This is a genomic window from Luteimonas deserti (assembly GCF_013425765.1).
Lineage (GTDB): Bacteria > Pseudomonadota > Gammaproteobacteria > Xanthomonadales > Xanthomonadaceae > Luteimonas > Luteimonas deserti.
In genome coordinates this window covers 545,168-570,357 of the sequence record NZ_JACCJZ010000020.1, presented here as the reverse complement: position 1 = coordinate 570,357, position 25,190 = coordinate 545,168, and the positions used below count along the sequence as shown (strand labels likewise).

Genomic DNA, 25,190 nt, shown 5'->3' with positions numbered 1-25,190 from the left:
CGGCGCTCGGCCACCACGACATCCAGTACCAGGCAGGAACCCCATGTCCGCACCCCAGGACCAGATCAACTCACCGGTATTCGGGCGGCTTTCGCTCGATGCCCTGGCCTTCCTCCACGACCCGATCCTCGCCGTCACCTTCGTCGGGACGGTGATCGGCGGGCTGGCGCTGCTGTTCCTCATCACCAGGTATCGCCTGTGGGGCTACCTGTGGAAGGAATGGTTCACCAGCATCGACCACAAGAAAATCGGGATCATGTACTGCATCCTGGCGCTGGTGATGCTGCTTCGCGGCTTCTCCGACGCGGTGCTGATGCGCGCGCACCAGGCGATCTCGTCGGGCGGCGGCGAGGGGTTCCTGCCCCCGCACCACTACGACCAGATCTTCACCGCGCACGGCGTGATCATGATCTTCTTCGTGGCCATGCCGCTGGTGACCGGCCTGATGAACTACATCGTGCCGCTGCAGATCGGCGCGCGCGACGTCTCGTTCCCGTTCCTCAACAACTTCAGCTTCTGGATGACCACCGCCGGCGCGGCGCTGATCATGATCTCGCTGTTCGTCGGCGAGTTCGCGCGCACCGGCTGGCTCGCCTATCCGCCGCTGTCGGGCGCCGACTACAGTCCGGGCACCGGCATGGACTACTACCTGTGGGGTCTACAGGTGGCGGGCGTCGGCACCACGCTGTCGGGCATCAACCTGATCGTCACCATCGTCAAGATGCGCGCGCCGGGCATGAAGCTGATGCGCATGCCCATCTTCACCTGGACCTCGCTCTGCACCAACATCCTGATCGTCGCCACCTTCCCCATTCTGACCGCGACGCTCGCGCTGCTGACGATGGACCGCTACGTCGGCACGAACTTCTTCACGAACGACCTCGGCGGCAGTCCGATGATGTACGTGAACCTGATCTGGATCTGGGGCCATCCGGAGGTCTACATCCTGATCCTGCCGGCGTTCGGCATCTTCTCCGAGGTCGTCGCCACCTACTGCGGCAAGCGCCTCTTCGGCTACACGTCGATGGTCTACGCGACCGCGGTGATCACGATCCTGTCGTACCTGGTGTGGCTGCACCACTTCTTCACCATGGGCTCGGGCGCCAGCGTCAACGCGTTCTTCGGCATCACGACGATGATCATCTCGATCCCGACGGGCGCGAAGATCTTCAATTGGCTCTTCACCATGTACAAGGGCCGCATCCGCTTCGACGTGCCGATGCTGTGGACGGTCGGTTTCATGTTCACCTTCGTCATCGGCGGCATGACCGGCGTGCTGCTGGCGGTGCCCCCGGCGGACTTCGTGTTGCACAACAGCCTGTTCCTGGTGGCCCACTTCCACAACGTGATCATCGGCGGCGTGGTGTTCGGCCTGTTCGCCGGCATGGTGTACTGGTTCCCGAAGGCCTTCGGCTTCAAGCTCGACGAGTTCTGGGGCAAGGTGTCGTTCTGGTGCTGGCTGGTCGGTTTCTGGATCGCGTTCACCCCGCTCTACATCCTGGGCCTGATGGGCGTGACCCGCCGACTGAGCCAGTTCGAGGACGGGTCGCTGCAGCCGTTCTTCGTCATCGCCGCGGTCGGCGCCGCGCTGATCGCAGTGGGCATCGCCGCGTTCATCTGGTCGATCGTGGTGTCGGTGCGCAATCGCCACGCCCTGCGCGACGTGACCGGCGACCCGTGGGACGGCCGGACCCTCGAGTGGGCAACGTCGTCGCCGCCGCCCGCCTACAACTTCGCGTTTACCCCGGTCGTGCATGAAATCGACGCGTGGGCGGACATGAAGAAGCACGGTTACACGCGGCCGCTCAAGGGGTTCGTGCCGATCCACATGCCTAAGAATACGGGTACGGGCGTGGTGCTGTCGGCCATCAGCGTGGCCCTGGGCTTCGCCCTGGTCTGGCACATCTGGTGGCTGGCCGCGGTGTCGTTCCTCGGTCTGATCGTCGCGTCGATCTGGCACACCTTCAACTACGACCGCGACTTCTACATTCCGGCCGAGGACGTGACCGCGACCGAGGACCGTCGCACGCGTGAACTCGCACAGCAGGCGCTCTGACCATGGCACATACCGCTCAACCCACGTCCGGCGCCGTCGAGCGCGTCTACCACGTCGTCGAGGATCCGCACGCGCACGACGCCCACGACCACCATCCGGAAACCGGGACCAATCTCGGTTTCTGGATCTACCTGATGAGCGATTGCCTGATCTTCGCCGTCCTGTTCGCCGTCCACGCCGTGCTCGGCCGCAACTACGCGGCGGGCCCCTCGCCCGCGGACCTGTTCGACCTGAAGCTGATCCTGATCGCGACGTTCATGCTGTTGTTCTCGTCGATCACCTACGGCTTCGCGATGCTCAACTCGTACAAGAACAACATCAACCGGACGATCGTCTGGCTGCTGGTGACGGGCCTGTTCGGCCTGGCGTTCCTCGGCATCGAGATCTACGAGTTCCAGCATCTCGTGCATCTGGAGGCGACGCCGCAGCGCAGCGCGTTCCTGTCCTCGTTCTTCACCCTGGTCGGCACTCACGGCCTGCACGTGACCTTCGGCCTGATCTGGCTGGTGACGCTGGTCGTGCAGCTGAAGAAGCACGGCCTGATCGAGGCCAACCGCCGCCGCCTGATGTGCCTGTCGATGTTCTGGCACTTCCTGGATGTGATCTGGATCGGCGTGTTCTCGTATGTCTACCTGATGGGAGTCGTGGGATGAGCCACACCACCACCAACCAAACCGCCGCCGCGCGCGCCAACGACCACGCGCACGAGCCGGCGCACGACGGCCACAGCCACGGCAGCCTGCGCGATTACGTGACCGGCTTCGTGCTGTCGGTGATCCTCACCGTGATTCCGTTCTGGCTGGTCATGGGCGAGGTGCTTGAAAGCCGCACCTGGACGGTCGCACTGATCATGCTCTTCGGCGCCGTGCAGATCGTGGTGCACATGGTCTACTTCCTGCACATGAACCGGAAATCGGAAGGCGGCTGGATCCTCTCGTCGCTGCTGTTCACCGGGATCATCATCGTCATCGCGCTGGTCGGGTCGTTGTGGGTGATGTACCACCTCAACACCAACATGATGCCGATGTCGCCGGAGCAGATGCGCGTCGCACCCTGACGCGCCTGCTTGCCGTGGACGACACCCCTGCCCGCCCGCGACGCCCCTTGATCCGCTGGGCGTTGCTGGGCTTCCTGCTGGTGGCGGCCGCCGGGTTCGTCGCACTGGGCGTGTGGCAGGTGGAGCGCCTGGGTTGGAAACGCGACCTGATCGCACGCGTCGATGCACGCGTACAGGCCGCCCCGGTGGCGCTGCCCGCTGCGGCGGAGTGGCCGCGGTTCGACCCGGCCGACAACGAATACCGCCGCGTGCAGGCGCGCGGGCGGTTGCTGCACAGCCAGGAAGTGGCGGTCTACGCCTCGACCGAGCTCGGTCCCGGCTACTGGATCATGACGCCGCTGGTCACCGGCGACGGCACGGTGTGGATCAACCGCGGCTACGTCGACAACGCGCATCGCCGGGCGGACACCCGCGCACGGGTGTCGGAAGACGACGTCGTCTCGGTGACCGGCCTGCTGCGGCAACCGGATCGCGCCCACCTCGTCCTGCGCGACAACGTGCCGGACGAGGACCGCTGGTATCTGCGGATTCCCGCGGAGATGGCAGCCGCGCGCAGCGTGCCCGGCCCGGTAGCGCCGTTCTTCGTCGATGCACAGGACCGCATCGATACCGGCAACTGGCCGGTGCCCGGCCTCACCATCATCCGCTTTCCGGACAATCACCTCAGCTATGCGCTGACCTGGTTCGGCATGGCGCTGCTCGCGCTGCTCGCGGCGGGTTTCGTGCTGCGCAGCGAGTTCAGACGCCGCGGCTGAGCCGCCGCGCCGCCCACGCCTTATGCGGGGACGGCGCTCAGAGCGCCTTGGCGGCGTCGGTCGTGAAACTCTCGCCGCAGCCGCATTCCGCGGCGGCGTTCGGGTTGCGGAACACGAATTCCTGGTTCAGCCCTTTCTGCGCGAAATCGATCTCGGTGCCGTCGACCATCGGCCGGCTCGTGGCGTCCACGTAGATCCGCACGCCGTCCTGCTCGGTGATCATGTCGCCGGGCCGTTCCTCGCGCGCGAGGTCCACGACATAGCCCCAGCCCGAGCACCCGGTGCGGGCGACACCGAAGCGCAGGCCCAGCGCGTCCGGACTGGACGCCAGAAACCGGCGGGCACGTTCGAGGGCAGCGGGAGCGAGTGCGATGGCCATGGGAAACAGTGTACTCCTGGGTTCGACAGCGCCAGCTGAGCGCGGGGCGCGCGGCACGCCAGCGCGCGGCGGCGCGGTTAGACTGTGCGGCCCTTCATCGGTCCGGATTTCCGGGATTCAAGGCATGACCACGACCAGCGTCCAGCAGGCCCTCGCAGGCCACATCCCCGAAGGCGGCGACGTCACCGTGCGTGGCTGGGTGCGGACCCGGCGCGACTCCAAGGCCGGCCTGAGCTTCGTCAACGTCAGCGACGGCTCGTGCTTCGCGCCGATCCAGGTGGTGGTGCCGGACGCGCTGGCCAACTACGAATCCGAAGTGAAGCGCCTGACCGCCGGCTGCTCGGTGATCGCGACCGGCACCCTGGTCAAGTCGCAGGGCCAGGGCCAGAGCTTCGAGATCCAGGCCGCGTCGCTCGAGGTCGTGGGCTGGGTCGAGGATCCGGAGACCTATCCGATCCAGCCCAAGGCGCACTCGCTGGAATTCCTGCGCGAGGTCGCGCACCTGCGCCCGCGCACGAACCTGTTCGGCGCGGTCACGCGCATCCGCCATTGCCTGGCGCAGGCCGCGCACCGCTATTTCCACGAGAACGGCTACTTCTGGATCAACACGCCGATCGTGACCACGTCCGACGCCGAGGGCGCGGGCCAGATGTTCCGCATCTCGACGCTGGACCTGGCGAATCTGCCGATGCGCGAGGGCAAGGTCGATTTCAGCCGGGATTTCTTCGGCAAGGAAGCATTCCTGACGGTCTCCGGCCAGCTCAACGTCGAGGCGTTCTGCCTGTCGATGAGCAAGGTCTACACCTTCGGCCCGACCTTCCGCGCCGAGAACAGCCACACCACGCGCCACCTGGCCGAGTTCTGGATGATCGAGCCGGAGATCGCGTTCGCCGACCTGGCCGAGAACGCGCGCATCTCCGAGGAATTCCTCAAGTACCTGTTCCGCGCGGTGCTCGACGAACGCGCCGACGACATGGCCTTCATCGCCGAACGCGTGCAGAAGGACGCGGTCACGCGTCTGGAAGGCTTCATCAACGCGCCCTTCGAACGCATCGAGTACACCGATGCGGTCGCGTTGCTGCAGAAGTCCGGCCACAAGTTCGAATTCCCGGTGGAATGGGGCCTGGACCTGCAGACCGAGCACGAGCGCTGGCTCACCGAGCAGCACGTCGGCCGCCCGGTCGTGGTGACCAACTATCCCGAGCACATCAAGGCGTTCTACATGCGCCTCAACGACGACGGCAAGACCGTCGCGGCGATGGACGTGCTGGCGCCGGGCATCGGCGAGATCATCGGCGGCGCGCAGCGCGAGGAGCGCCTCGACGTGCTCGACGCCCGCATGGACCAGTTCGGGTTGGATCGCGAGCATTACGGCTGGTACCGCGATTTCCGCAGGTACGGCACCGTACCGCATGCCGGCTTCGGTCTCGGCTTCGAACGGCTGATCGTGTACGTCTGCGGTCTGGCCAACATCCGCGATGCGATTCCGTATCCGCGTGCGCCCGGTCAGGCGGAGTACTGAGACGCCCGGAGCGGTAACGTCCGGACAGCGCCCCTTGCAAGCCGTCAGTCGTGACCCGGAGGATCGCTGATCCCGGGATCATACTGGCGCAGGAGGTTGAGTTGTTGTTCCAGATCATTGATCGCCGATCACCGTGTCCGACGGCCGCATGTCCGCTCATCGAGGTGACTTCGTGACCCTCTTCCTCGCCCTGTGTTTTTTCGGCGTCGCGATCGGCGGGTTCACCGCCTTCGTGATCTTCTGGCCGCTGTCGCTGGTGCATCTGCGCGACCGGCATCCGGAAGAACGCGAGCGGCTGGGCGACCATGCCTTCATGAGCCCGACCGCGCTGGGCTGGCTGCTCGCCGGCCGTTACTACGAAGTGCCCGACCGCCAGTTCACCGGGCTGGCGACGCCGGCGCGCATCTCCCTGCTGGTGATCCTCGGCGCACTCGCGGCTTCGGCCGTGCTGTGGCTGTGGTCGATCGCCCCGTGACACGAGGACGTACATGACCCGCGACGAATGGTGGTTGGCGAGCCTGGGGCGCATGGTGATCTGGGCGCGTCTGCGCGTGCTCGACGCCGGCACCGCGGAGGTGTTCGACAGCGACGGCAATACCCTGCCCTACGACAGCGAAGACACCGCGCGGGCGATGCTGATGGACGCCGAGTTCGTCGCCTTCGACGGTCTCGACGAGGACGATGCCCGGGCGCGCGGTTTTTCGCTCGACGAGATCGCACCGCCCGAGGGCCAGTCCGATGCCGGCCTGCGCGAGCGTATGGTGCAGTCGCTCGGCACCCGGGCCTGATCCGCGCCGCATGGCCACACCGGCCGCCTTCACTGGAAACGACGCCGCGCAGATCGACGCGCTGCTGGAGGCGCACCCGTTCGTCACGGTCGTCACCGTGCGGGACGACGCGCCGGACGCGAGCCATCTGCCGGTTCTCGCCCGCCGCGACTCCGTCGGCCTGCTGCTCGAAGGCCACTGGGCCCGCGCCAACCCGCAGGCGCATCACGGCGAATCAGCCCTCGTGCTGGTCCACGGCCCCAGTGCCTACCTGTCGGCCGACTGGTATCCGGACAAGCATGAACGCGCGCGCGTGCCGACCTGGAATTACGTCGTCGCCCAGCTGCGCGGCCGTTTCGAGCGCATCGGCGACGACGCCGCGCTGGGTGACCTCGTAGCGCGCACCGCCGCGCACTTCGAGCCCCGCGTCGGCGGCGACTGGCGCTACGACCACGACGACCCGCGTGAGCGCCACCAACTGCGCGGGATCGTCGGCTTCCGGTTCCGTGTGGAATCGGCCGCAATCACCCGGAAGCTCAGCCAGAACCATCCCGTGGCCAACCGGCTCGCCGTGATCGCAGCGCTGGAAGCGCGGCCCGGTGAAGCGGCCCACGCGATCGCGGCGCAGATGCGCGACGGCCTGTCCTGCCCACCCGACCCGGAGCCCTGACCCATGGACCTCGACCTCACCGGCCGTCACGCGCTGGTCTGCGGCGCGTCGGACGGCATCGGCCGCGCCGCCGCGCATGAACTCGCCCTCCTCGGTGCCAGCATCACCGTGCTCGCACGCCGCGCCGACGCACTGGCCCGGGTGTGCGATGCCCTGCCGGCCCCGTCCGGCCAACGCCACCGGTTGCTCGCGCTCGACATGGACGCCACCGACGCGCTCGGCGCGGCCGTCGGCGCCCACATCGCCGCGCATCCGGTGCAGATCCTGGTCAACAACACAGGCGGACCGGCCGGCGGGCCAGCGCACGCGGCGCAGGAGACGGCCTTCGTCGACGCGTTCCGGCGCCACCTGCTGGCCGGGCAATGCCTGGTGCAGGCGGTGCTGCCGGCGATGCGCGCCGCGCGCTGGGGACGCATCGTCAACGTGGTGTCCACGTCGGTGCGCGAACCCATCGCCGGGCTCGGAGTATCGAACACCGTGCGCGGCGCGGTCGCGGGCTGGGCCAAGACGCTGTCGCGGGAGCTGGCCGGCGACGGCATCACCGTCAACAACGTGCTGCCCGGCTATACGCGCACGGGCCGGATCGACCAGATCGTCGCCGAGCGCAGCGCGCGCACCGGCCAGACCGCCGACGCCGTGATCGCCGCGATGCAGGCCACCGTACCGGCCGGGCGCTTCGCCGAACCGGCCGAGACCGCCGCCGCGATCGCCTTCCTCTGCACGCCGGCGGCCGGCTACATCAACGGCGTCAGCCTGCCGGTCGACGGCGGGCGGATGGCGTCGATCTGAGGAGAGCGGCGCGGCCGGGGCAGCGTCACAAGCCGAAGACGCCGGCGTTGCTCGAATGCGCGCATGCCGGAAGGTCCCGAAGTCCACGATCTCGCAGACCGTCTCACCCGCCTGCTGCAGGACGAGATGTTGGACGACGTGTGGTTCCGTGATCCCGCGCTGCAGCGCCGCCGGCGCCTGCTGACCGGCCAGCGGGTGGCCGGCATCGTTGCCCGCGGCAAGGCGCTGCTGATCGCTGTCGAGAACGGCTGGACGCTGTACACGCACGGCCATCTGTTCGGGTTCTGGCGCATCGTCGACGACCGTGACGGCCTCACCTCGGATACCCCGCCCCGGGTGCGGCTGGGCTGTGCCCGCGGCGTTGCGGCCCTGTACGCCGCACCATCGGTGGCCTTGTGGCGCACCGACGAACTCGATCGCCAGCCCTATCTCGCGAAGCTTGGACCGGACGTACTCGACCCGGCCGTCGACGCGGCCGTGTTCGAGGCCGCACTGGTGGATCCGGTCATCGCCCGGCGCGGCCTGGCCGTGCTGCTGCTCGAGCAGAGCTTCGCCGCCGGCATGGGCAATTACCTGCGCTCCGAGGTCCTGTTCGAGGCGCGCCTCTCGCCCTACCGCACGCCGGGCGACCTCGACGCCCCGCAGCGCACCCGGCTGGCGCATGCTCTGATCGATGTGCCACGACGCGCGTACCGGGCCAAGCAGCGCGGTGCGCTGCCGCCGGGCAAGGAGTACCTGGCCCGGATTCCGGGTGGATTCCGCTTCGCCGTGTTCGAGCGCGAAGGCACGGCCTGTCCACGCTGTGGCGCGGTCATCGTCAACGTGCGGATCGCCTCGCGGCGACTCTACTGGTGCCGCGGCTGCCAGCACTGAGCGGCATGGCCGGGGGCTCGGGTAAGCTGCGGCGATGGACCGTTTTCCCCACTGGATCGATGGCGCCCCGCGCCCGCCGCGGCAGGGGCGATGGCATCCGGTGCACGATCCGGCGACCGGTCGGCGCTTCGCCGAAGTGGCCGCGGGCGACGGCGATGATCTCGATGCGGCGATCGACGCGGCCGTCCGGGCCGCGCCGGGCTGGGCCGCACTGCGCAACAGCGAGCGCGCGCATTGGCTGGAGCGACTCGCTGTGGGTCTCGAAGCGGAGGCCGATGCGTTCGCGCACGCCGAGGCGCGGGACGCGGGCAAGCCCTTCGCGCTGGTCCGCGACGTCGAGATTCCACGCGCGGTGGCCAATCTGCGCTTCTTCGCGCATGCGGCAACCCAGTTCGCCAGCGAATCGCACCACGGCGAGGCCGGTCTCAACTACACGTTGCACGCGCCGCTCGGCGTGGTCGCGACGATCTCGCCCTGGAATCTTCCGCTTTATCTGTTGACCTGGAAGATCGCCCCGGCGCTGGCCGCCGGCAACACGGTGATCGCCAAGCCGTCGGAGGTGACCCCGCACACGGCGACGCTGCTGGGCGAACTCTCCGGCAGGATCGGTCTGCCGGCGGGCGTGCTGAACATCGTCCACGGCACCGGCAGCGACGTCGGCGAACCGCTGGTGACCGACCCGCGCGTACAGGCAGTGTCGTTCACCGGCAGCACCGCGGTGGGCAGGCGCATCGGGGCGCTCGCCGGTGGACTGCTGAAGAAGGTCTCGCTGGAGCTCGGCGGCAAGAACGCCACCGTCGTCTTCGCCGACAGCGACTGGGACGACAACCTCGACACCCTTCTGCGCTCGGCATTCCAGAACAGCGGGCAGATCTGTCTGTGCGGGTCGCGCATCCTGGTCGAGCGGCGGATCGCGCATGCCTTCCGCGAGCGCTTCGTCGCGGCGACCCTGGCGCTGCGGGTCGGCGACCCGATGGATCCGGACGCGCGCATGGGCCCGCTGGTGTCGCAGGCCCACTTCGACAGGGTGATGGCGGCGCTGGCCCGCGCCCGCGACGAGGGCGGCCGGGTGCTCTGCGGCGGCCATGCGCTGGAGCGGCCGGGCTGGTTCGTCGCGCCCACCGTCATCGAGGGCCTCGGCCCGGACTGCGCGACCAATCGCGAGGAGATTTTCGGCCCGGTGGTCACATTGCAGGTGTTCGACGACGACGCGGAAGCGCTGGCCCTCGCCAATGCCGGCGGCTATGGCCTGTCGGCATCGCTGTGGACCCGCGATCTGGGACGTGCGCACCGCATGGCGGCCCGGCTGCGGGCCGGCGTGGTGTGGATCAACGCCTGGATGCTGCGCGACCTGCGCACGCCGTTCGGCGGCACCGGTGCCTCGGGTCTGGGCCGCGAGGGCGGGCTCGATGCGATGCGTTTCTTCACCGAACCGAAGAACGTCGGCCTGTCTCTGGGATAATCCCGCCATGGGCGATCTCGACAACCTCCTGAGCAGCAACCGTGACTGGGCCGAACGCGTGGTGCGCGACGACCCGGATTTCTTCCACCGGCTGGAGAACCAGCAGGCACCGAAATACCTGTGGATCGGGTGTTCCGACTCGCGGGTGCCGGCGAACCAGATCCTCGGACTCGATCCGGGCGAGGTCTTCGTACACCGCAATATCGCCAACGTGCTCTCGCACGGCGATCTCAACGCGCTCTCGGTGATCCAGTTCGCGGTCGATGTGCTGCAGGTGGAACACATCCTGCTGGTCGGCCATTACGGCTGCGGTGGCGTCCATGCCGCGATGACCGGCGCCCGGGTCGGCCTGGTCGACAACTGGCTGCGCCACGTGTCCGACATCGCCCACAAGCATGCGGGGCTGCTGGCCGCGGTGGACGACCCCGGCCTGCGTCATGCCCGCCTGTGCGAACTCAATGCCATCGAGCAGGCGCTCAACGTTTGCCAGACCACCGTGGTCCGCGACGCCTGGGCGCGTGGACAGTCGCTCACCGTGCACGGCTGGGTCTATGCGGTCGGCGACGGCCGGGTGCGCGAGCTGGGCATGCAGGTCGGCGCGCACGAGGGCATCGGTCCGGCCTACGAGGCGGCGGTGGCCGACGTCGCGCGCGTCGCCATGCAGGGCCGTCGCGATGGGTGACGCCATCCGCGCCGACGCCGCCCCGGCGCCGGTGGGCCGCTACCCGCATGCACGCCGCGCGGGCGGCCTGCTGTTCCTGTCGGGCATCGGCCCGCGCGACCCCGCGAGTGACCGCGTCCCCGGCAATACGCTGGATGCCGCAGGCCGGCTGGTGGGGCACGACATCGTCGCGCAGACCCACGCGGTCTTCGCCAACGTCCGCGCCGTGCTCGAGGCCAGCGCTGCCTGCTGGGAGGACCTGATCGACGTGACCGTGTATCTGACCGACATGGCCGGCGATTTCGCCGCCTACAACCGCGTCTGGGCCGAGTACTTCCCGGACGTCGAAACCGCCCCCTGCCGCACCACCCTCGGCATCGACGCGCTGCCGACGCCGATCGCGATCGAGCTCAAATGCGTGGCCACCCTGCACCCGAAGGAGGGGCGCTGAAGCCATGGAACTGCTCACCGCCAACATCGCCTCCCCTGTCGTGCTTGCATTCGCATTGGGGATCATCGCGCGTGCGATCCGCAGCGACCTGGCCATCCCGCCGCAGATCCAGACCTACCTGTCGATCTTCCTGCTGCTCGCCATCGGCCTGAAGGGCGGCGTCGCACTGCGTGGACAGGATCCGGCGCAGCTGGCGATGATGCTCGGAGTCACCCTTGCCGCCGGCGCGGCGACGGCGATGAGCGCCTATGCGCTGGCCCGCTGGATGCTGGGCGACATCCGGCGCGAAGCGGCCGCCATGGCCGCGCATTACGGCTCGGTGTCGGCGGTGACCTTCATCGCGGCCAGCCAGTTCGTCGAACGCACGGGCAATCCGGCCGAAGGCGTGCTGGTGGCCCTGCTGGTCGCACTCGAGGTACCGGCACTGCTGATCGGCCTGGCGCTGGGGCAGCGCGGATCGCGCGGCACGGGCGGCGCCCATGCCGGCGGCTCGCACCACGCGCTGCGCGAGGTGTTCACCGGCAAGACCGCGGTGCTGCTGCTCGGCGGCCTGGCGATCGGGGCGATCACCGGTCCGGGCGGCATCAAGTCGGTCGACGCGATGTATTTCGCGCTGTTCCAGGGCGTGCTGATGCTGTTCATGCTCGACATGGGCATGATCGCCGCGCAACGCCTCTCGGAACTGCGCCGCGGCTGGCTCCGTCTGCTGGGGTACTGCCTGGCGGTGCCGCTGCTGCACGGTGTCGCCGGCGTTGCGATCGGGCACGCCATGGGCCTGTCGCTGGGCGGCGTCGTGGTGTTCGCGACCATGCTCTCGAGTGCGTCCTACATCGCGGCGCCCGCCGCCGTGCGCGCCGGACTGCCGGAGGCCGACGTCGGCCGTTGCATCACCGCCGCGCTGGGCATCACGTTCCCGTTCAACCTCGCCGTCGGCATCCCCCTGTACGCGGCCCTGGCGGGCCGGCTCGCCGCTTGACCCAGGAGGTCTCCATGCTGCCTGCTCCGCTCAACCTCACCGCGTGGATCGAGGAACACCGCCACCTGCTCAAGCCGCCGGTCGGCAACAAGTGCGTCTACGACGGCGACTTCATCGTGATGATCGTCGGCGGGCCGAACGCGCGCACCGACTACCACTACGACGAAGGTCCGGAGTGGTTCTTCCAGCTGGAGGGCGAGATGGTGCTGCGCATCCAGGAGGACGGCCGCGCGCGCGACATCCCGATCCGCGCCGGCGAGACCTTCCTGCTGCCACCGAAAGTGCCGCATTCGCCGCAACGCGGCGCCGGTTCGATCGGGCTGGTGATCGAGCGCAAACGCCTGCCGCACGAGAAGGACGGTCTGCTGTGGTTCTGCGAGCGCTGCAACCACAAGCTGTTCGAACAGTATTTCGAACTCGGCGACATCGAACAGGATTTTCCGCCGGTCTTCGACCGCTTCTACGGTGCGACGGATCTGCGGACCTGCCAGGCCTGCGGCCATCTCAATCCGCGTCCGGATCGCTACGGCCCCGAGTCCGGGACGCCCGTCGAGCACGGGTGAAGCGACGTTCCTGCGGGAGGGGCCGCCACATGCGTCGTGTCGTTCCGACTCTTTGGGCTGCCCTGCTGGCGATGCGCACGTCGGCGCATGCGCAGATCGGCGACCACGCCGAGCATGCCGCCTGATCGCCAGGACCAGGCGGCACGTGCGGACGGGGCGAACATTGACTGGGCGACGGTGTCCCGCAAAGAGGTCGAGCGTCGCGCCCGCGTGTCGGCGCTATGCGCACAGACGGCTTGCTCACCGCCGTCAACCACGCGCATGCGGGATGGTCTTCCGGCACGGCCGGGGACTCGGGCACATCCGCATCGCGCAGACGCGTCCCACGCTGGCGCCCGGCGCGCCGCGTGTCCGCCGGCCGGTTGCAGCGTGCCGGAATCGCATCGTGGCCGCGCGGCTGCAACCGCAGTGCCACGGCACGCAGTACCGGGGCAGCGACGCAGGCGTATTCCTGCATGCGGTATCCCATGACGCGGTCGAGGATGCCGAGCGCGCGTGGATGGGCGTGCCCTCGCTCTCCAGGGCACGGCCCGCATCGGCGAGATGGCGGCGTCGACCGGTGCGGCCTGCCCCCGGCGACCGAGCGGTCGCGTCGCAAACGCCGCGCGCCGCCCCAGGCGCGCCCCGAACCCGCCGTGCGCCCGCGACGTGATCGTCGCCGGCCGGTCGTCTACGATGACCGCCATGCTGAAGATCGACATCCACGCCCACTACCTGCCGCGCGACTGGCCGGACCTGGCGGGCAAGTACGGCGACGCGCGCTTCCCGGTGATCCATCACACCGCCGACGGCCGCCACCGCATCTACAAGGATGGCCGCTTCTTCCGCGAGATCTGGTCCAAGACCTGGGATGCGCGCGAGCGCATCGAGGACTACGCGCGCTTCGGCGTGCAGGTGCAGGTCATCAGCACGGTGCCGGTGATGTTCAGTTACTGGGCGAAACCTGCGCACGCGCTGGAACTGCACCAGTCGCTCAACGACCACATGGCGGCGACCGTCGCCGCGCATCCGCGCCACTACGCCGGCATCGGCACAGTGCCGATGCAGTCGCCGCGGCTCGCGATCCAGGAGCTGGAGCGCTGCGTGGATCAGCTGGGCCTGCAGGGCGTGCAGATCGGCAGCCACATCGGCGACTGGAATCTCGACGCACCGGACCTGTTCCCGTTCTTCGAGGCGGCGGCGGATCTCGGTGCAGCGATTCTGGTGCACCCCTGGGACATGATGGGCAGCGAGTCGATGCCCAAGTACTGGCTGCCGTGGCTGGTGGGCATGCCGGCCGAGCAGTCGCGCGCGGCCTGTTGCCTGATCTTCGGTGGCGTGCTGGAGCGGCTGGCGAAACTCAAGATCTGCATGGCGCACGGCGGTGGCAGCTTTCCGTACACGATCGGCCGCATCGAGCACGGCTTCAACATGCGACCCGACCTCGTGGCGACCGACAATCCGCACAACCCGCGCGGCTATCTCAAGCAGTTGTACTTCGATTCGTGGGTCGCCGATTCCCGGGCGCTGCGGTATCTGCTCGACACCTGCGGCCCGGACCGGGTGATGCTGGGCACCGATTATCCGTTCCCGCTGGGCGAACAGGTGCCGGGCGCGGGTATCGAGGAGATCGCGCTGGCCGCGCCCGAGCGGGCCCGCCTCTTCCACGGCACCGCGCTCGAATGGCTCGGCCTGCCCGCCGGCCGGTTCAGCTGACGACACATCGATGCCCCATCTGATCCTGCACCACACCGCGAACCTCACCGGGTTCGATCCCGATGCTGCACTGGCCGTCGCCAACCGCGCGCTGGTCGACAGCGGCCAGTTCGAGGCGATCGCGATCAAGAGTCGCGCGCTCGTGCTCGACCGTTACCGCGTCGGCGACGCGGACGCCGGCCAGGCGTTCGTCCATGCCACGCTGAAGATCCTGCCTGGCCGCAGCGAGACGCTGCGCGCCGCGCTGGGTCGGCTCGTGCACGACGCGCTCGCGCCCTGCCTGCCGTCACTCGACCTGCACTGCCAGCTGTGCGTCGAGGTCGTGGAACTGCAGGCCGCCACCTATACCAAGAGTACGCACGCACCCCGTGTCGTACCGGAGACCCGTTCATGAGCGATCTGTTCACCGACGACTACGCCGCGTCCGCCGACGCGGCCGATCCGCTGCGGCGCTTCCGCGCGCAGTTCCACATGCCGCGCTTCGGCGATGTCGAGCAGGCCTATTTCGTCGGCAATTCGCTGGGGCTGCAGCCGCGCGGTGCGCGCGCGCAGGTCGAGGACGTGCTCGACAAGTGGGCGATGGAAGCGGTCGAAGGTCATTTCCGCGGCAACTCGCAATGGATGACCTACCACGGCCTGGTCGGCGCGCAGCTGGCGGAGATCGTCGGCGCGCAGCCCGAGGAAGTGGTCGCGATGAACTCGCTGACCGCGAATCTGCATTTCCTGATGGTGGGTTTCTACCGGCCGACCGCGGAGCGCCCGGCGATCCTGATGGAGGCCGGAGCGTTTCCGTCCGACCGGTATGCGCTGGAATCGCAGGTGCGCTTCCACGGCTTCGATCCCGCGACCGACCTGATCGAGGTACAGCCGGGCGACGACGGCCTGTTCGGCATCGACGCGATCGCCGCGGCCGTCGCCGAGCACGGTCACCGGCTCGCGCTGGTGCTGTGGCCGGGCGTGCAGTACCGCACCGGCGAGGCCTTCGACCTTGCCGAGATCACCCGGCTCGGCCACGCGGCAGGCGCCATCGTCGGCTTCGATCTCGCGCATGCGGCCGGCAACCTGCCGCTGCGGCTGCACGACAGCGGAGCCGATTTCGCGGTGTGGTGCCACTACAAGTACCTCAACAGCGGCCCCGGTGCGGTGGCCGGTGCGTTCGTCCATGCGCGCCATGCCGACACGGATCGCCCGCGCTTCGCCGGCTGGTGGGGCCACGACGCGTCGACGCGTTTCCGCATGGGCCCCGACTTCCAGCCCACGCCCGGCGCCGATGGCTGGCAGCTCAGCAATCCGCCGATTCTCGGTCTGGCGCCGCTGCGTGCATCGCTCGACCTGTTCACCGAGGCCGGCATGCCGGCGCTGCGCGCGAAGTCGGAGGCGCTGACGGGGTACCTGGCCACCCTGATCCGCAGCGAGCTGGACGCGGTGCTCGACATCGCCACGCCGGCCGATCCCGCCCGTCGCGGGGCGCAGCTCTCGTTGCGCGTGCGCGGCGGACGCGAGCAGGGACGCAATCTGTTCGAGCACCTGGCCGGCAACGGTGTGCTCGGCGACTGGCGGGAACCCGATGTGATCCGCATCTCCCCCGCTCCGCTCTACAACAACCATGCCGACGTATTGCGGTTCGTGCGCGCCGTGCAGCGCTGGCGCGACGCGTGAGCGCACCCCGCCACCTCACCATCATCGGTGCGGGTCTCGCCGGCGCCCTGCTCGGCATCCTGCTGCGCCGCCGGGGTTGGGAGGTGGACCTGTACGAGAAACGCGGCGATCCCCGTCTGCGGGGCTACGAGGGCGGGCGTTCGATCAATCTGGCGCTGGCCGAACGCGGCCGTCATGCGCTGCGCGCGGCCGATGCAGACGAAGCGGTGATGCGGCACGCGATCATGATGCGCGGCCGCATGGTCCACGTGGACGCGGCCGAGCCGGCGCTGCAGCGCTACGGCCGCGACGACAGCGAAGTGATCTGGTCGGTGCACCGCGGCGATCTCAACCTGGTGCTGCTGGAACTGGCGCAGGCCGCGGGCGCGCGCCTGCATTTCGATCTCGGGCTGGCGGGCGTGAACTTCGACTCGCGCGTCGCGGTGTTCGCCGACGCGCGCGATGGCTCGCGCCGCGAGGTGCCCTTCCGCGCACTGGTCGGCGCCGACGGTGCGGGCTCGGCGCTGCGCGCCGCGATGCATCGCGTGCGCGATCTCGGTGAGCGCAGCGATTTTCTCGACCACGGCTACAAGGAGCTGGAGATCCCACCCGACGACGACGGTGGCTTCCGCATCGAGCCCCACGCACTGCACATCTGGCCGCGCGGCCACTACATGTGCATCGCGCTGCCCAATGACGAAAAGACCTTCACCGTGACCCTGTTCCTGCCCCACCAGGCCGCTGCGGGTGACGGGCCGGCGTTCGACCAGATCCGCGACACCGCAGCAGCGCGCACGTTCTTCGAGCGGGAGTTTCCATCGGCGCTGGCCCTGATCCCGGCATTCGAACGGGACTGGGCGGCCAATCCCGTGGGCCAGCTGGGCACGCTGTATCTCGAGCACTGGCATCTGGACGGGCGTGCGGTCCTGCTCGGCGACGCGGCGCACGCCATGGTCCCGTTCCACGGCCAGGGCATGAACTGCGCGTTCGAGGACTGCGTGGCGCTGGCCGGGCAACTCGATGCGCATCCCGACCTCGCCGGCGCATTCGCGGCGTTCGAAGCACAGCGCAAACCCGACGCCGCCGCGATCCAGCGCATGGCGCTCGACAACTACCTGGAGATGCGCGACCGCGTCGACGATGCCGACTATCTGCTGCAGCGGGCGCTGGAACTGGCCCTGCAGGCGCGCCATCCGGGGCGCTTCGTCCCGCACTACGCCATGGTGACCTTCATGCGCATTCCCTACTCGCTGGCCATGACCCGCACCGACGTCCAGCGCGGCATCCTCGAGCGCGCGACCGCAGGCCGTTCGACCCTGGACGCGCTGGACTGGGCCGCCATCGATGCCGACGTGCTGGCGCGGCTGACACCGCTGGAGGATGTGCCCGCGTGAGCGGCGTGCGCCCGGCCGCAGGTCGCGCCCGGGGCTGGAGTCCTTGCGTGTCCGCGCCCGGGGCGACCGGGCACGGCCCCGCATCGCCGATACTTGCGCAATGACCGACAGCTTTCTTTTCTACGACCTCGAGACGTTCGGCACCGACCCGCGGCGCAGCCGGATCGCCCAGTTCGCGGCGATCCGCACCGATGCCGCGCTCAACGAGATCGAGGATCCGATCGACCTGTTCGTGCGCCCCGCGGACGATCTGCTGCCCTCGCCGGCGGCGACGCTGGTCACCGGCATCACGCCGCAGCAGGCCATGCGCGACGGCATTCCGGAAGCCGACGCGTTCGCCCGGATCTTCGACGAGATGGCGCGTCCCAAGACCTGCACCCTCGGCTACAACTCACTGCGTTTCGACGACGAGTTCGTGCGCTTCGGCCTGTTCCGCAATTTCTTCGATCCCTACGAACGCGAGTGGCGCGGCGGCAATTGCCGCTGGGACCTGCTCGACGTGATGCGCCTGTGGCATGCCTTGCGGCCCGAGGGCCTGACCTGGCCGCAGCGCGAAGACGGCGCCACGTCGTTCAAGCTCGAACACCTGGCCGCCGCCAACGGCGTGCGCACCGGCGATGCGCACGAGGCCCTGTCGGACGTGCGTGCACTGATCGGCATCGCCCGGCTGATGCGTGCCGCGCAGCCGCGGCTGTGGGACTACGCCGCCCGGCTGCGCGACAAGCGGCATGCGTCCTCGCTGCTCGACACCATCGGCATGACGCCGGTGCTGCACGTCTCGCAGCGCTATCCGGCCGCGCGCCTGTGCGCCGCGCCGGTGCTGCCGCTCGCCCGGCATCCGAAGATCGACACCCGGGTCGTGGTATTCGACCTCGACGCCGAACCCGACGCGCTGCTGGATCTGGATGCCGACGCGATCGCCGCGCGCGTGTTCGCGCGCCGCGAGGATCTGCCCGAAGGCGTCGCGCGGATCCCGCTCAAGGAGGTGCACAGCAACCGCTGCCCGGCCCTCGTCGCCTGGACGCATCTGCGTGCGGAGGATTTCGAGCGCCTGTCGATCGATGTCGATGCCGTCGAGGGTCGCGCCGCCCGGCTGCGCGCGGCCGGGCCGGCGCTGGCGGCCAAGGTGCGCGAGGTGTTCGCGGTGGAGCGCGAGTTCCCGGCCCCGGACGTCGACGGCTCGCTGTACGGCGGCTTCTTCGGCGACGGCGACCGCCGACGCGTGCAGCAGGTGCGGGCGACGCCGCCGACCCAGCTTGCCATGCGCGATTTCGGCTTCGAGGACCAGCGGCTCGACGAGCTGCTGTTCCGGTACCGCGCGCGCAACTGGCCCGACACCCTGTCGACCGAGGAACGCCGGCGCTGGGATGCGTGCCGCCGCGCGCGCCTGGCCCCGGGCACGCTGCAGTCCGAACATGATTTCGCCGGCTATTTCACCCTGATCGACGCCCTGTGCGCCGAAAATACCGGTCAGCCGCAGCGCCTCGCCCTGCTCGACGCCCTGCGCGACTGGGGCCGGGAACTGCACGTCCAGCTCCACGGCACGGATCCCGCATGACGGTCTACTTCAATGACAGGAGCCTGCGCTTTTTGCGCAGCCTCGCCCGCAACAACGAGAAGCCCTGGTTCGAGGCCCACCGCGCCGACTACGAAGCGCACGTGCGCCAACCGTTCCTGCGCCTGATCGGCGACCTGCAACCCGATGTCGCTGCGGTGAGTCCGCAGTTCCGCGCCGACCCCCGCACCGTCGGCGGATCGCTGTTCCGGATCCACCGCGACGCCCGGTTCTCCAACGACAAGTCGCCCTACAAGACCTGGCAGGGTGCGCGGCTGTTCCATGCGCGCCGGCGGGAGGTGCCGGCACCGTCGTTCTACATCCACCTGCAGCCTGGCGAGAGCTTCGTCGGCGCGGGCTTGTGGCATCCCGAGTCGGAGACCCAGCGCCGCGTGCGCCAGTTCATCGTCGACAACCCGGGCGGCTGGAAGGCCGCCGCGCACGCGCCGAAGCTGCGCAAGGCGTTCGAGTTGGAGACCAGTGAACGGCTGGTACGTGCGCCGCGCGGATTTCCCGCCGATTTCGAGTTCGTCGAGGATCTCAAGCATCGCAACTGGGTGTTCTGGCGCTCGCTGGACGACGCGACAATGACCGGGCCGAACCTGCGCAGGACCATCGCCAGGGATCTCGTCACCCTGGGCCCGTTCGTGGACTATCTGTGCGCCGCGCTCGACCTGGAGTTCTGAGTCCGCGCGTCGTCTCGTTCCACGCGCCGTTCATCCGGCCCGCGCCGGCCCCGGTGACAATCGCCGGTCCGCGCCGAAGAGGAGCCGTCCGTGAAGAAACTCGCCTGGCTCGCTCTGGCCATCGCCGTGCTGCTGCTCGCCTACACCGCGGCAGGCCCGTACCTGACCATGCATGCGATCCGCAACGCGGTGCAGGACGAAGACTCCAGGGCGCTGTCACGACAGGTCGATTTTCCCGCCTTGCGCCACAGCCTGCGCCTGCAGGTGTCGGATGCGATGGTCCGTGAGGCCGGCGCGGACGTCCAGTCCAGCCTGCTCGGCGCGATCGGTCTGAACATCGCCTCGCGCGCGGCGGGCACGGGCGTCGACGCGATGGTCAACCCGGTCGGCCTGGCCGCACTGATGCGTGGCCGGCGCCTCTGGAGCCTGGCCGGCGGCGCGCCCCTGCTTCGCGACGGCACCGAGCGCACCGGTCCCGCTCCGCTCGCCGACGCCGTCTATCGCTACGAGTCGCCTTCGCGCTTCACCGCGACCGTCCACGACGAGGCCGGGCGTCCGGTGATGTTCGTGCTCACGCGCTCGGGCATCCGCTGGCGCCTGTCGGACATCCGCCTTCCGCTGTAGATCGCCGGGCGCCGGGATGGCCGGCCGGCTGCAGCGCGATCCGCGCTCAGCGTCGATCCGACGCGCGTGCCTCGAGTGCAATGGCATCGCCGTGGCCCGGGCCGCGTCGCCGCCGCCACCCGCCGCGCGGCGGGTGATACAGCACCAGATAGACGCCCACCACCCAGATCGACGCCGCCGCCCAGCCGGCCAGAATGTCGGAGGGGTAATGCACGCCGAGGTAGATCCTGGACAGCCCGACCATCGGCACGAACACGGCCATCGCGGCCACCACCCACCAGCGCGCGCGGGTCGGCCAGGCCAGCAGCACCAGCACCATCGCCAGCGTCGCCGAGCCCATCGCGTGTCCGCTGGGGAAACTGAAGGTCGCTTCCGGCGCGATCGACTCCCACAGGCCGGGCCGCTCGCGCGCGAACAGTTGCTTGGTCGCCATGTTGAGCAGGGCCGAGCCACCGGTCGACAGGGCCACGAACACCGCGTGCCGCCAGCGTCGCAGGGCCAGCATCACCACGACCAGGCCGATGTCGGCCGGCACCACGCCCCAGGCGTAGCCGAGCTCGGAGAAGAACAGGAAGATCCGGTCGAAGCCCTCGCGCGCCATGCCGTTGGCGAACATCAGGATCGGCTCGTCGAACGCGATGGTCTCCGACTCATGGATCTCGTCGGCGAGTTCCATGAACACCCACATCGGCAGCAGCACGCCGAGGAACAGCAGCAGGACCTTCCAGCCGTGGCGCCGCAGCAGACCGCCTGTCGCGCGCGAGCCCTCAACGAGGACCTCGCCGGCGTCAGGCGCCATCGGCACCGCGCCCGTAATGGCGGTGCACGTAGTCGTCGACCAGCGCGACGAATTCGTGCGCGATGTTCTCGCCGCGCAGCGTCACCGCCTTCTCGCCGTCGATGAACACCGGCGCCGAGGGCGCCTCGCCGGTACCGGGCAGCGAGATGCCGATGTTGGCGTGGCGCGATTCGCCCGGCCCGTTGACCACGCAGCCCATCACCGCGAGCGTCATGTTCTCAGCGCCCGGATGGGTGATCTTCCACTCCGGCATTTTCTCGCGCACGTGGTCCTGGACCACGCCGGCCAGCTCCTGGAAGAACTCGGAGGTGGTGCGGCCGCAGCCCGGGCAGGCGGTGACCATCGGCGTGAACGCGCGCAGGCCCATGGTCTGCAGCAGTTCCTGGGCGACGACGACCTCCTTGGTGCGCGAGGCGCCGGGCTCGGGCGTCAGCGAAATGCGGATGGTGTCGCCGATGCCTTCCTGCATCAGGATCGCCAGCGCGGCGCTGGAGGCCACCATGCCCTTGCTGCCGATGCCGGCTTCGGTGAGCCCCAGATGCAGCGCGAAATCGCAGCGCGCGGCGAGGTCGCGGTAAACCGCGACCAGTTCCTGCACGCCGCTGACCTTGGCACTGAGCACGATGCGGTCGCGGCCGAGGCCCAGCTCCACCGCGCGTTCGGCGGAATCCACCGCCGAGCGGATCAGCGCTTCGCGCAACACCTTTCCTGCGTCCCAGGGCACGGCGCGCCGAGCGTTCTCGTCCATCAGCGTGGCCGCCAGCGACTGGTCGAGCGATCCCCAGTTCGCACCGATGCGCACCGGCTTGCCGTAGCGCATCGCGAATTCGATCAGCTGGGCGAACTGGGTGTCGCGCTTCTTGCCGAAGCCGACGTTGCCCGGATTGATGCGGTACTTCGCCAGTGCCTCGGCGCAGGCCGGCTCGCCGGCCAGCAGCTGGTGCCCGTTGTAGTGGAAGTCGCCGATGATCGGCACCTCGATGCCCTGCATCGCCAGCCGCTCGACGATCCGCGGCACGGCGGCCGCCGATTCGGGATTGTTGACCGTGATGCGCACCAGCTCGGAACCCGCGCGCCACAGCTCGCCGATCTGCCTGGCGGTGCCGGCGACGTCGGCGGTGTCGGTATTGGTCATCGACTGCACCACCACCGGCGCGTGGCCGCCGAGGGCGACACCGCCCACGTGCACCTGGCGCGTGCCGCGGCGCGGCGCGGCGCCGAAGGCGGGCAAGGCGACGGGATCGGACAGGCAGGCGGCAGGCGCGGCGACGGACTGGGCGGACATGCACGCAGTTTACCGGCTTGCCGGTGACCGGCGCTGACGCGCCGCGAAACCGGCGCCGGGTGCGACCGCCTGCCGCAGGGCGGTCGGCGCGGGCGTGCTCTAGGATGACCCGGTGCATCCCCAGCCTCCCGCCACCGCCCTGCTGCGCACCCTCTACAGCCTGCGCTGGCTGGCGGTGGGCGGGCAGTCGCTGACCATCCTGTGGGCCACCCAGGGCTTCCACATGGCTCTCCCGCCGGGCCCTCTGTGGGGGCCGGTGGCCCTGCTCGCGCTCTTCAACGTGGCCGTCCATCTGCGCCTGCGCAGCAGCCGCGACGCGGTCCCGGCCGAAGCCTTCGCCCACGTGCTGCTCGACACCGCGGTGCTCTCCTGGTTGATCGCCTGGACCGGGGGCATCGCCAATCCGTTCGCGTCGTTGTTCCTGCTGCCGATCGCATTGACCGCGATGGCGCTGCCCGCGGCCTGGGCGGTGGCCAGCGCGCTGGCCGGACTGATGGGCTACCTGCTGGCGGTGCAGTTCGGCCAGCCCCTGCCGCACCTGCACGACGGCTTCGATCTGCACCTGGCCGGCATGGCGGTCAATTTCGTACTCTCGCTGGGCCTGGTGCTGTATTTCCTGGTGCGCCTCGCCGCCGCCCGCGACCGGCGCGAGCGCGAGCTGGCCGCCCTGCGCGAACGCTTCGTGCGCAACGAGGGCATCCTCGCCCTGGCCACGCACGCCGCGTCGGTCGCCCACGAACTCAATACGCCGCTGGGCACGATGACCCTGCTGCTGGACGATCTGGACACCAGCGCGCTGGGCAGCGACGGTGCTGCCGACGTGGCCACGTTGCGTCGCCTGGTCGACACCTGCCGCGACCGCGTGCGCTCGCTGGCCGATCCGGCCGATCCGATGGCCAGCACCCGCGTCGACATCGGTCGCGTGCTCGAACACTGGCAGCTGGTGCGTCCGGCGATCGTGCTGGCGCGCGAAGGCAACGCCGGCCCGCACCAGCGCGTCGAACGCACCATCGGCCACCTGCTGCTCGCCCTGCTCAACAACGCCGCCGATGCCAGCGAGGCCAACGGCAGCCGCCGGGTGGACCTGCGACTGCAGATCGACGACGGCGTGCTCCACGGGGCGATCCGCGATTACGGCACCGGATTCGACGCCCAGGCGCCGTTCCTGCCGGTGCTGTTCCGCAGCGGCAAGCCGGACGGCCTCGGCATCGGCCTCGCGCTGTCGCATGCCGCGATCGAGCAGATCGGCGGCGAGCTGGACATGGAAGAAGCGGACGGCGGCGGTGCCCGTGTGCACTTCCGGGTCCCGGTGGACGACGCGCCCGCATCGACTGGGGCGCCGCGATGAACGGTCTGCTGGTCGACGACGACACGCTGTACCTCGAGGCGCTGCAACGCGCGCTGCGCCGGCGCGGCATCGAGTGCGAAACCGCACCCGACGCGGCGGCGGCGCTGGCGGTGGCCGCGCGCACGCGGCCGGATTTCGCGCTGGTCGACCTCAAGCTCGGCGAGACGTCGGGCCTCGGACTGATCGAGCCTCTGCGCGCGATCCGCGCCGACATGCGCATTCTGCTCGTCACCGGCTACGCGAGCATCGCCACCGCGGTCGAGGCGATCAAGCGCGGCGCCGACGACTATCTGCCCAAGCCGGTCTCGGCCGATACCCTGCAGCGGATCCTGCTCGACGCCGCCCTCGCGCCCGCACCGGACGCCGGCGAGCGCGAGGAGGACGCATCGCTCGAAAGTCCGACGATGATTCCGCTGCACCGGCTGGAGTGGGAGCACATCCAGCAGGCGCTCAACGAGACCGGTGGCAACATCTCCGCCACTGCGCGCCTGCTCGGCATGCACCGCCGATCCCTGCAACGCAAGCTGGCCAAGCGCCCCGGGCCGGAGCGGCGCCCGCCGTTCGACTGACTTCGCTCAGTGCGCGTGGCCGTCGTGGCCGCCGGCAGCCGGGGCATCGCCGGCGAGCGGCCGGACCTCGAAACGCACGTCCTGGCGCGGCGCGTGCTCGAACACCAGGGTCGCGTCGATCGCGGCACCGGCGCGCATCGGTTCCACCGGCCCGATGAACATCAGGTGGTTGCCGCCGGGCGCCAGACGCACTTCCGCGCCGGCCGGCAGGGGCACCCCGTCGGGCAGTTCGCGCATGCGCATCATGCCGCCGTCGTGGCGCATCTCGTGGATCTCGACGCTGGCGGCGGCCGCGGTCTCCACCCGGACCAGGCGATCGTCGGCGCCGCTGCGCAGCGTGAGGTAGCCGCCGGCCACGGCCGCGGTGGGCGGGGTCTCGCGGATCCATGTGTCGCTCACCGAAACACCCTCCTCCACGGCCACGGCCCCGGCCGCGCCGGTGCCGGCGTCCGCATCGGCCGGTGCGGGCGCCCGGCAGGCGCCGAGGACGAGCGCGGCGGCACAGACGGCGACGAGACGGAAACATAGGGACATGGCGCACTCCAAGCGATGCCGGCGGGCACGCCGGCGGGGGTCGATTATCGCTGCGCGCATGCCGGTCCGCGCAGCGGCGCGA

At 69.5% G+C, this 25,190-nt stretch carries 28 protein-coding genes; 24 read left to right on the top strand and 4 right to left on the bottom strand.

The annotated features are described in order from the left end of the window. Window positions 1–43 precede the first annotated feature (43 nt). From cyoB to H0E82_RS15240, 4 genes are read left to right on the top strand one after another with little or no spacing between them, the layout of a single operon-like run. Complete coding sequence (gene cyoB / locus H0E82_RS15255; RefSeq protein ID WP_180546313.1) at window positions 44–2,056, top strand: cytochrome o ubiquinol oxidase subunit I; 2,013 nt, start codon at window positions 44–46, stop codon at window positions 2,054–2,056. Beyond that, entirely contained in the window at window positions 2,053–2,709 is a 657-nt protein-coding gene (cyoC, locus tag H0E82_RS15250) for a cytochrome o ubiquinol oxidase subunit III (RefSeq protein WP_425600356.1), read from the top strand. Before cyoB ends, cyoC begins: the two co-directional genes overlap by 4 nt. Beyond that, on the top strand, window positions 2,706–3,113 hold the full coding sequence (gene cyoD, locus H0E82_RS15245; protein WP_180546311.1) for a cytochrome o ubiquinol oxidase subunit IV: 408 nt from the start codon (window positions 2,706–2,708) through the stop codon (window positions 3,111–3,113). Before cyoC ends, cyoD begins: the two co-directional genes overlap by 4 nt. Before the next feature lie 14 nt (window positions 3,114–3,127). Continuing rightward, entirely contained in the window at window positions 3,128–3,868 is a 741-nt protein-coding gene (locus tag H0E82_RS15240) for an SURF1 family protein (protein WP_180546310.1), read from the top strand. Between the two features lie 37 nt (window positions 3,869–3,905). Here H0E82_RS15240 and H0E82_RS15235 read toward each other — a convergent pair whose 3' ends face one another. Next, on the bottom strand, window positions 3,906–4,247 hold the full coding sequence (locus H0E82_RS15235; protein ID WP_180546309.1) for a HesB/IscA family protein: 342 nt from the start codon (window positions 4,245–4,247) through the stop codon (window positions 3,906–3,908). 124 nt (window positions 4,248–4,371) lie between these two features. Between H0E82_RS15235 and asnS the strand changes: the two genes are divergently transcribed. The 18 genes from asnS (at window position 4,372) to H0E82_RS15145 (ending at window position 20,573) form a co-directional block, all read left to right on the top strand. Then, window positions 4,372–5,769: an asparagine--tRNA ligase gene (gene asnS / locus H0E82_RS15230; protein WP_180546308.1), complete on the top strand. Its 1,398-nt coding sequence runs from the start codon at window positions 4,372–4,374 to the stop codon at window positions 5,767–5,769. A gap of 172 nt (window positions 5,770–5,941) precedes the next feature. Continuing rightward, window positions 5,942–6,244 (top strand): hypothetical protein, encoded by a 303-nt coding sequence (locus H0E82_RS15225; RefSeq protein ID WP_180546307.1) that lies wholly within the window; start codon window positions 5,942–5,944, stop codon window positions 6,242–6,244. A 13-nt stretch (window positions 6,245–6,257) separates the two neighbouring features. Continuing rightward, window positions 6,258–6,557, top strand: a complete 300-nt coding sequence (locus H0E82_RS15220) for a hypothetical protein (RefSeq protein WP_180546306.1) — start codon at window positions 6,258–6,260, stop codon at window positions 6,555–6,557. A gap of 10 nt (window positions 6,558–6,567) precedes the next feature. Then, window positions 6,568–7,206, top strand: a complete 639-nt coding sequence (locus tag H0E82_RS15215; RefSeq protein ID WP_180546305.1) for an FMN-binding negative transcriptional regulator — start codon at window positions 6,568–6,570, stop codon at window positions 7,204–7,206. A 3-nt stretch (window positions 7,207–7,209) separates the two neighbouring features. Beyond that, a complete protein-coding gene (locus H0E82_RS15210) occupies window positions 7,210–7,995 on the top strand; it encodes an SDR family NAD(P)-dependent oxidoreductase (protein ID WP_180546304.1) in 786 nt (261 codons plus the stop codon). Between the two features lie 63 nt (window positions 7,996–8,058). Then, window positions 8,059–8,868, top strand: coding sequence for an endonuclease VIII (gene nei / locus H0E82_RS15205; RefSeq protein WP_180546303.1), 810 nt, complete (start codon window positions 8,059–8,061; stop codon window positions 8,866–8,868). A 34-nt stretch (window positions 8,869–8,902) separates the two neighbouring features. After that, entirely contained in the window at window positions 8,903–10,330 is a 1,428-nt protein-coding gene (locus H0E82_RS15200; protein ID WP_180546302.1) for an aldehyde dehydrogenase, read from the top strand. A gap of 7 nt (window positions 10,331–10,337) precedes the next feature. Then, window positions 10,338–11,012 (top strand): carbonate dehydratase, encoded by a 675-nt coding sequence (gene can / locus H0E82_RS15195; RefSeq protein WP_180546301.1) that lies wholly within the window; start codon window positions 10,338–10,340, stop codon window positions 11,010–11,012. Next, window positions 11,005–11,442 (top strand): RidA family protein, encoded by a 438-nt coding sequence (locus H0E82_RS15190; RefSeq protein WP_180546300.1) that lies wholly within the window; start codon window positions 11,005–11,007, stop codon window positions 11,440–11,442. The genes can and H0E82_RS15190 overlap by 8 nt, the downstream gene beginning before the upstream one ends. A 4-nt stretch (window positions 11,443–11,446) precedes the next feature. After that, the gene (locus H0E82_RS15185) at window positions 11,447–12,418 is read left to right on the top strand and encodes a sodium-dependent bicarbonate transport family permease (RefSeq protein ID WP_180546299.1); all 972 of its coding nucleotides are present in this window, start codon (window positions 11,447–11,449) and stop codon (window positions 12,416–12,418) included. Window positions 12,419–12,432: 14 nt separating this feature from the next. Then, window positions 12,433–12,981: a 3-hydroxyanthranilate 3,4-dioxygenase gene (locus tag H0E82_RS15180; RefSeq protein WP_180546298.1), complete on the top strand. Its 549-nt coding sequence runs from the start codon at window positions 12,433–12,435 to the stop codon at window positions 12,979–12,981. A gap of 684 nt (window positions 12,982–13,665) precedes the next feature. Then, a complete protein-coding gene (locus tag H0E82_RS15175; RefSeq protein ID WP_180546297.1) occupies window positions 13,666–14,676 on the top strand; it encodes an amidohydrolase family protein in 1,011 nt (336 codons plus the stop codon). A 10-nt stretch (window positions 14,677–14,686) separates the two neighbouring features. Continuing rightward, window positions 14,687–15,070: a 5-carboxymethyl-2-hydroxymuconate Delta-isomerase gene (locus H0E82_RS15170; protein ID WP_180546296.1), complete on the top strand. Its 384-nt coding sequence runs from the start codon at window positions 14,687–14,689 to the stop codon at window positions 15,068–15,070. Next, window positions 15,067–16,335: a kynureninase gene (gene kynU, locus H0E82_RS15165; protein WP_180546295.1), complete on the top strand. Its 1,269-nt coding sequence runs from the start codon at window positions 15,067–15,069 to the stop codon at window positions 16,333–16,335. The genes H0E82_RS15170 and kynU overlap by 4 nt, the downstream gene beginning before the upstream one ends. Next, window positions 16,332–17,708, top strand: a complete 1,377-nt coding sequence (locus H0E82_RS15160; RefSeq protein ID WP_328797054.1) for an FAD-dependent oxidoreductase — start codon at window positions 16,332–16,334, stop codon at window positions 17,706–17,708. Before kynU ends, H0E82_RS15160 begins: the two co-directional genes overlap by 4 nt. Before the next feature lie 100 nt (window positions 17,709–17,808). After that, window positions 17,809–19,266 carry an exodeoxyribonuclease I gene (sbcB, locus tag H0E82_RS15155; RefSeq protein WP_180546294.1) on the top strand — a complete coding sequence of 486 codons (1,458 nt, stop codon included), beginning with the start codon at window positions 17,809–17,811 and terminating at the stop codon, window positions 19,264–19,266. Beyond that, the gene (locus tag H0E82_RS15150; RefSeq protein WP_180546293.1) at window positions 19,263–19,949 is read left to right on the top strand and encodes a DUF2461 domain-containing protein; all 687 of its coding nucleotides are present in this window, start codon (window positions 19,263–19,265) and stop codon (window positions 19,947–19,949) included. Before sbcB ends, H0E82_RS15150 begins: the two co-directional genes overlap by 4 nt. Before the next feature lie 90 nt (window positions 19,950–20,039). Further along, window positions 20,040–20,573, top strand: a complete 534-nt coding sequence (locus H0E82_RS15145) for a DUF2939 domain-containing protein (RefSeq protein ID WP_180546292.1) — start codon at window positions 20,040–20,042, stop codon at window positions 20,571–20,573. Window positions 20,574–20,619: 46 nt separating this feature from the next. Here H0E82_RS15145 and H0E82_RS15140 read toward each other — a convergent pair whose 3' ends face one another. Both H0E82_RS15140 and ispG read right to left on the bottom strand, forming a co-directional pair. Continuing rightward, window positions 20,620–21,372: a phosphatase PAP2 family protein gene (locus H0E82_RS15140; protein ID WP_180546291.1), complete on the bottom strand. Its 753-nt coding sequence runs from the start codon at window positions 21,370–21,372 to the stop codon at window positions 20,620–20,622. Continuing rightward, window positions 21,362–22,657: a flavodoxin-dependent (E)-4-hydroxy-3-methylbut-2-enyl-diphosphate synthase gene (gene ispG / locus H0E82_RS15135; RefSeq protein ID WP_180546290.1), complete on the bottom strand. Its 1,296-nt coding sequence runs from the start codon at window positions 22,655–22,657 to the stop codon at window positions 21,362–21,364. Before ispG ends, H0E82_RS15140 begins: the two co-directional genes overlap by 11 nt. Window positions 22,658–22,769: 112 nt before the next feature. Here ispG and H0E82_RS15130 point away from each other — a divergent pair, with 112 nt between their 5' ends. Next, the gene (locus H0E82_RS15130) at window positions 22,770–24,005 is read left to right on the top strand and encodes an ATP-binding protein (protein WP_180546289.1); all 1,236 of its coding nucleotides are present in this window, start codon (window positions 22,770–22,772) and stop codon (window positions 24,003–24,005) included. Beyond that, window positions 24,002–24,574 carry a response regulator transcription factor gene (locus H0E82_RS15125; RefSeq protein WP_180546288.1) on the top strand — a complete coding sequence of 191 codons (573 nt, stop codon included), beginning with the start codon at window positions 24,002–24,004 and terminating at the stop codon, window positions 24,572–24,574. Before H0E82_RS15130 ends, H0E82_RS15125 begins: the two co-directional genes overlap by 4 nt. Window positions 24,575–24,580: 6 nt before the next feature. Here H0E82_RS15125 and H0E82_RS15120 read toward each other — a convergent pair whose 3' ends face one another. Beyond that, entirely contained in the window at window positions 24,581–25,108 is a 528-nt protein-coding gene (locus H0E82_RS15120; RefSeq protein ID WP_180546287.1) for a copper chaperone PCu(A)C, read from the bottom strand. Between the last annotated feature and the right edge of the window lie 82 nt (window positions 25,109–25,190).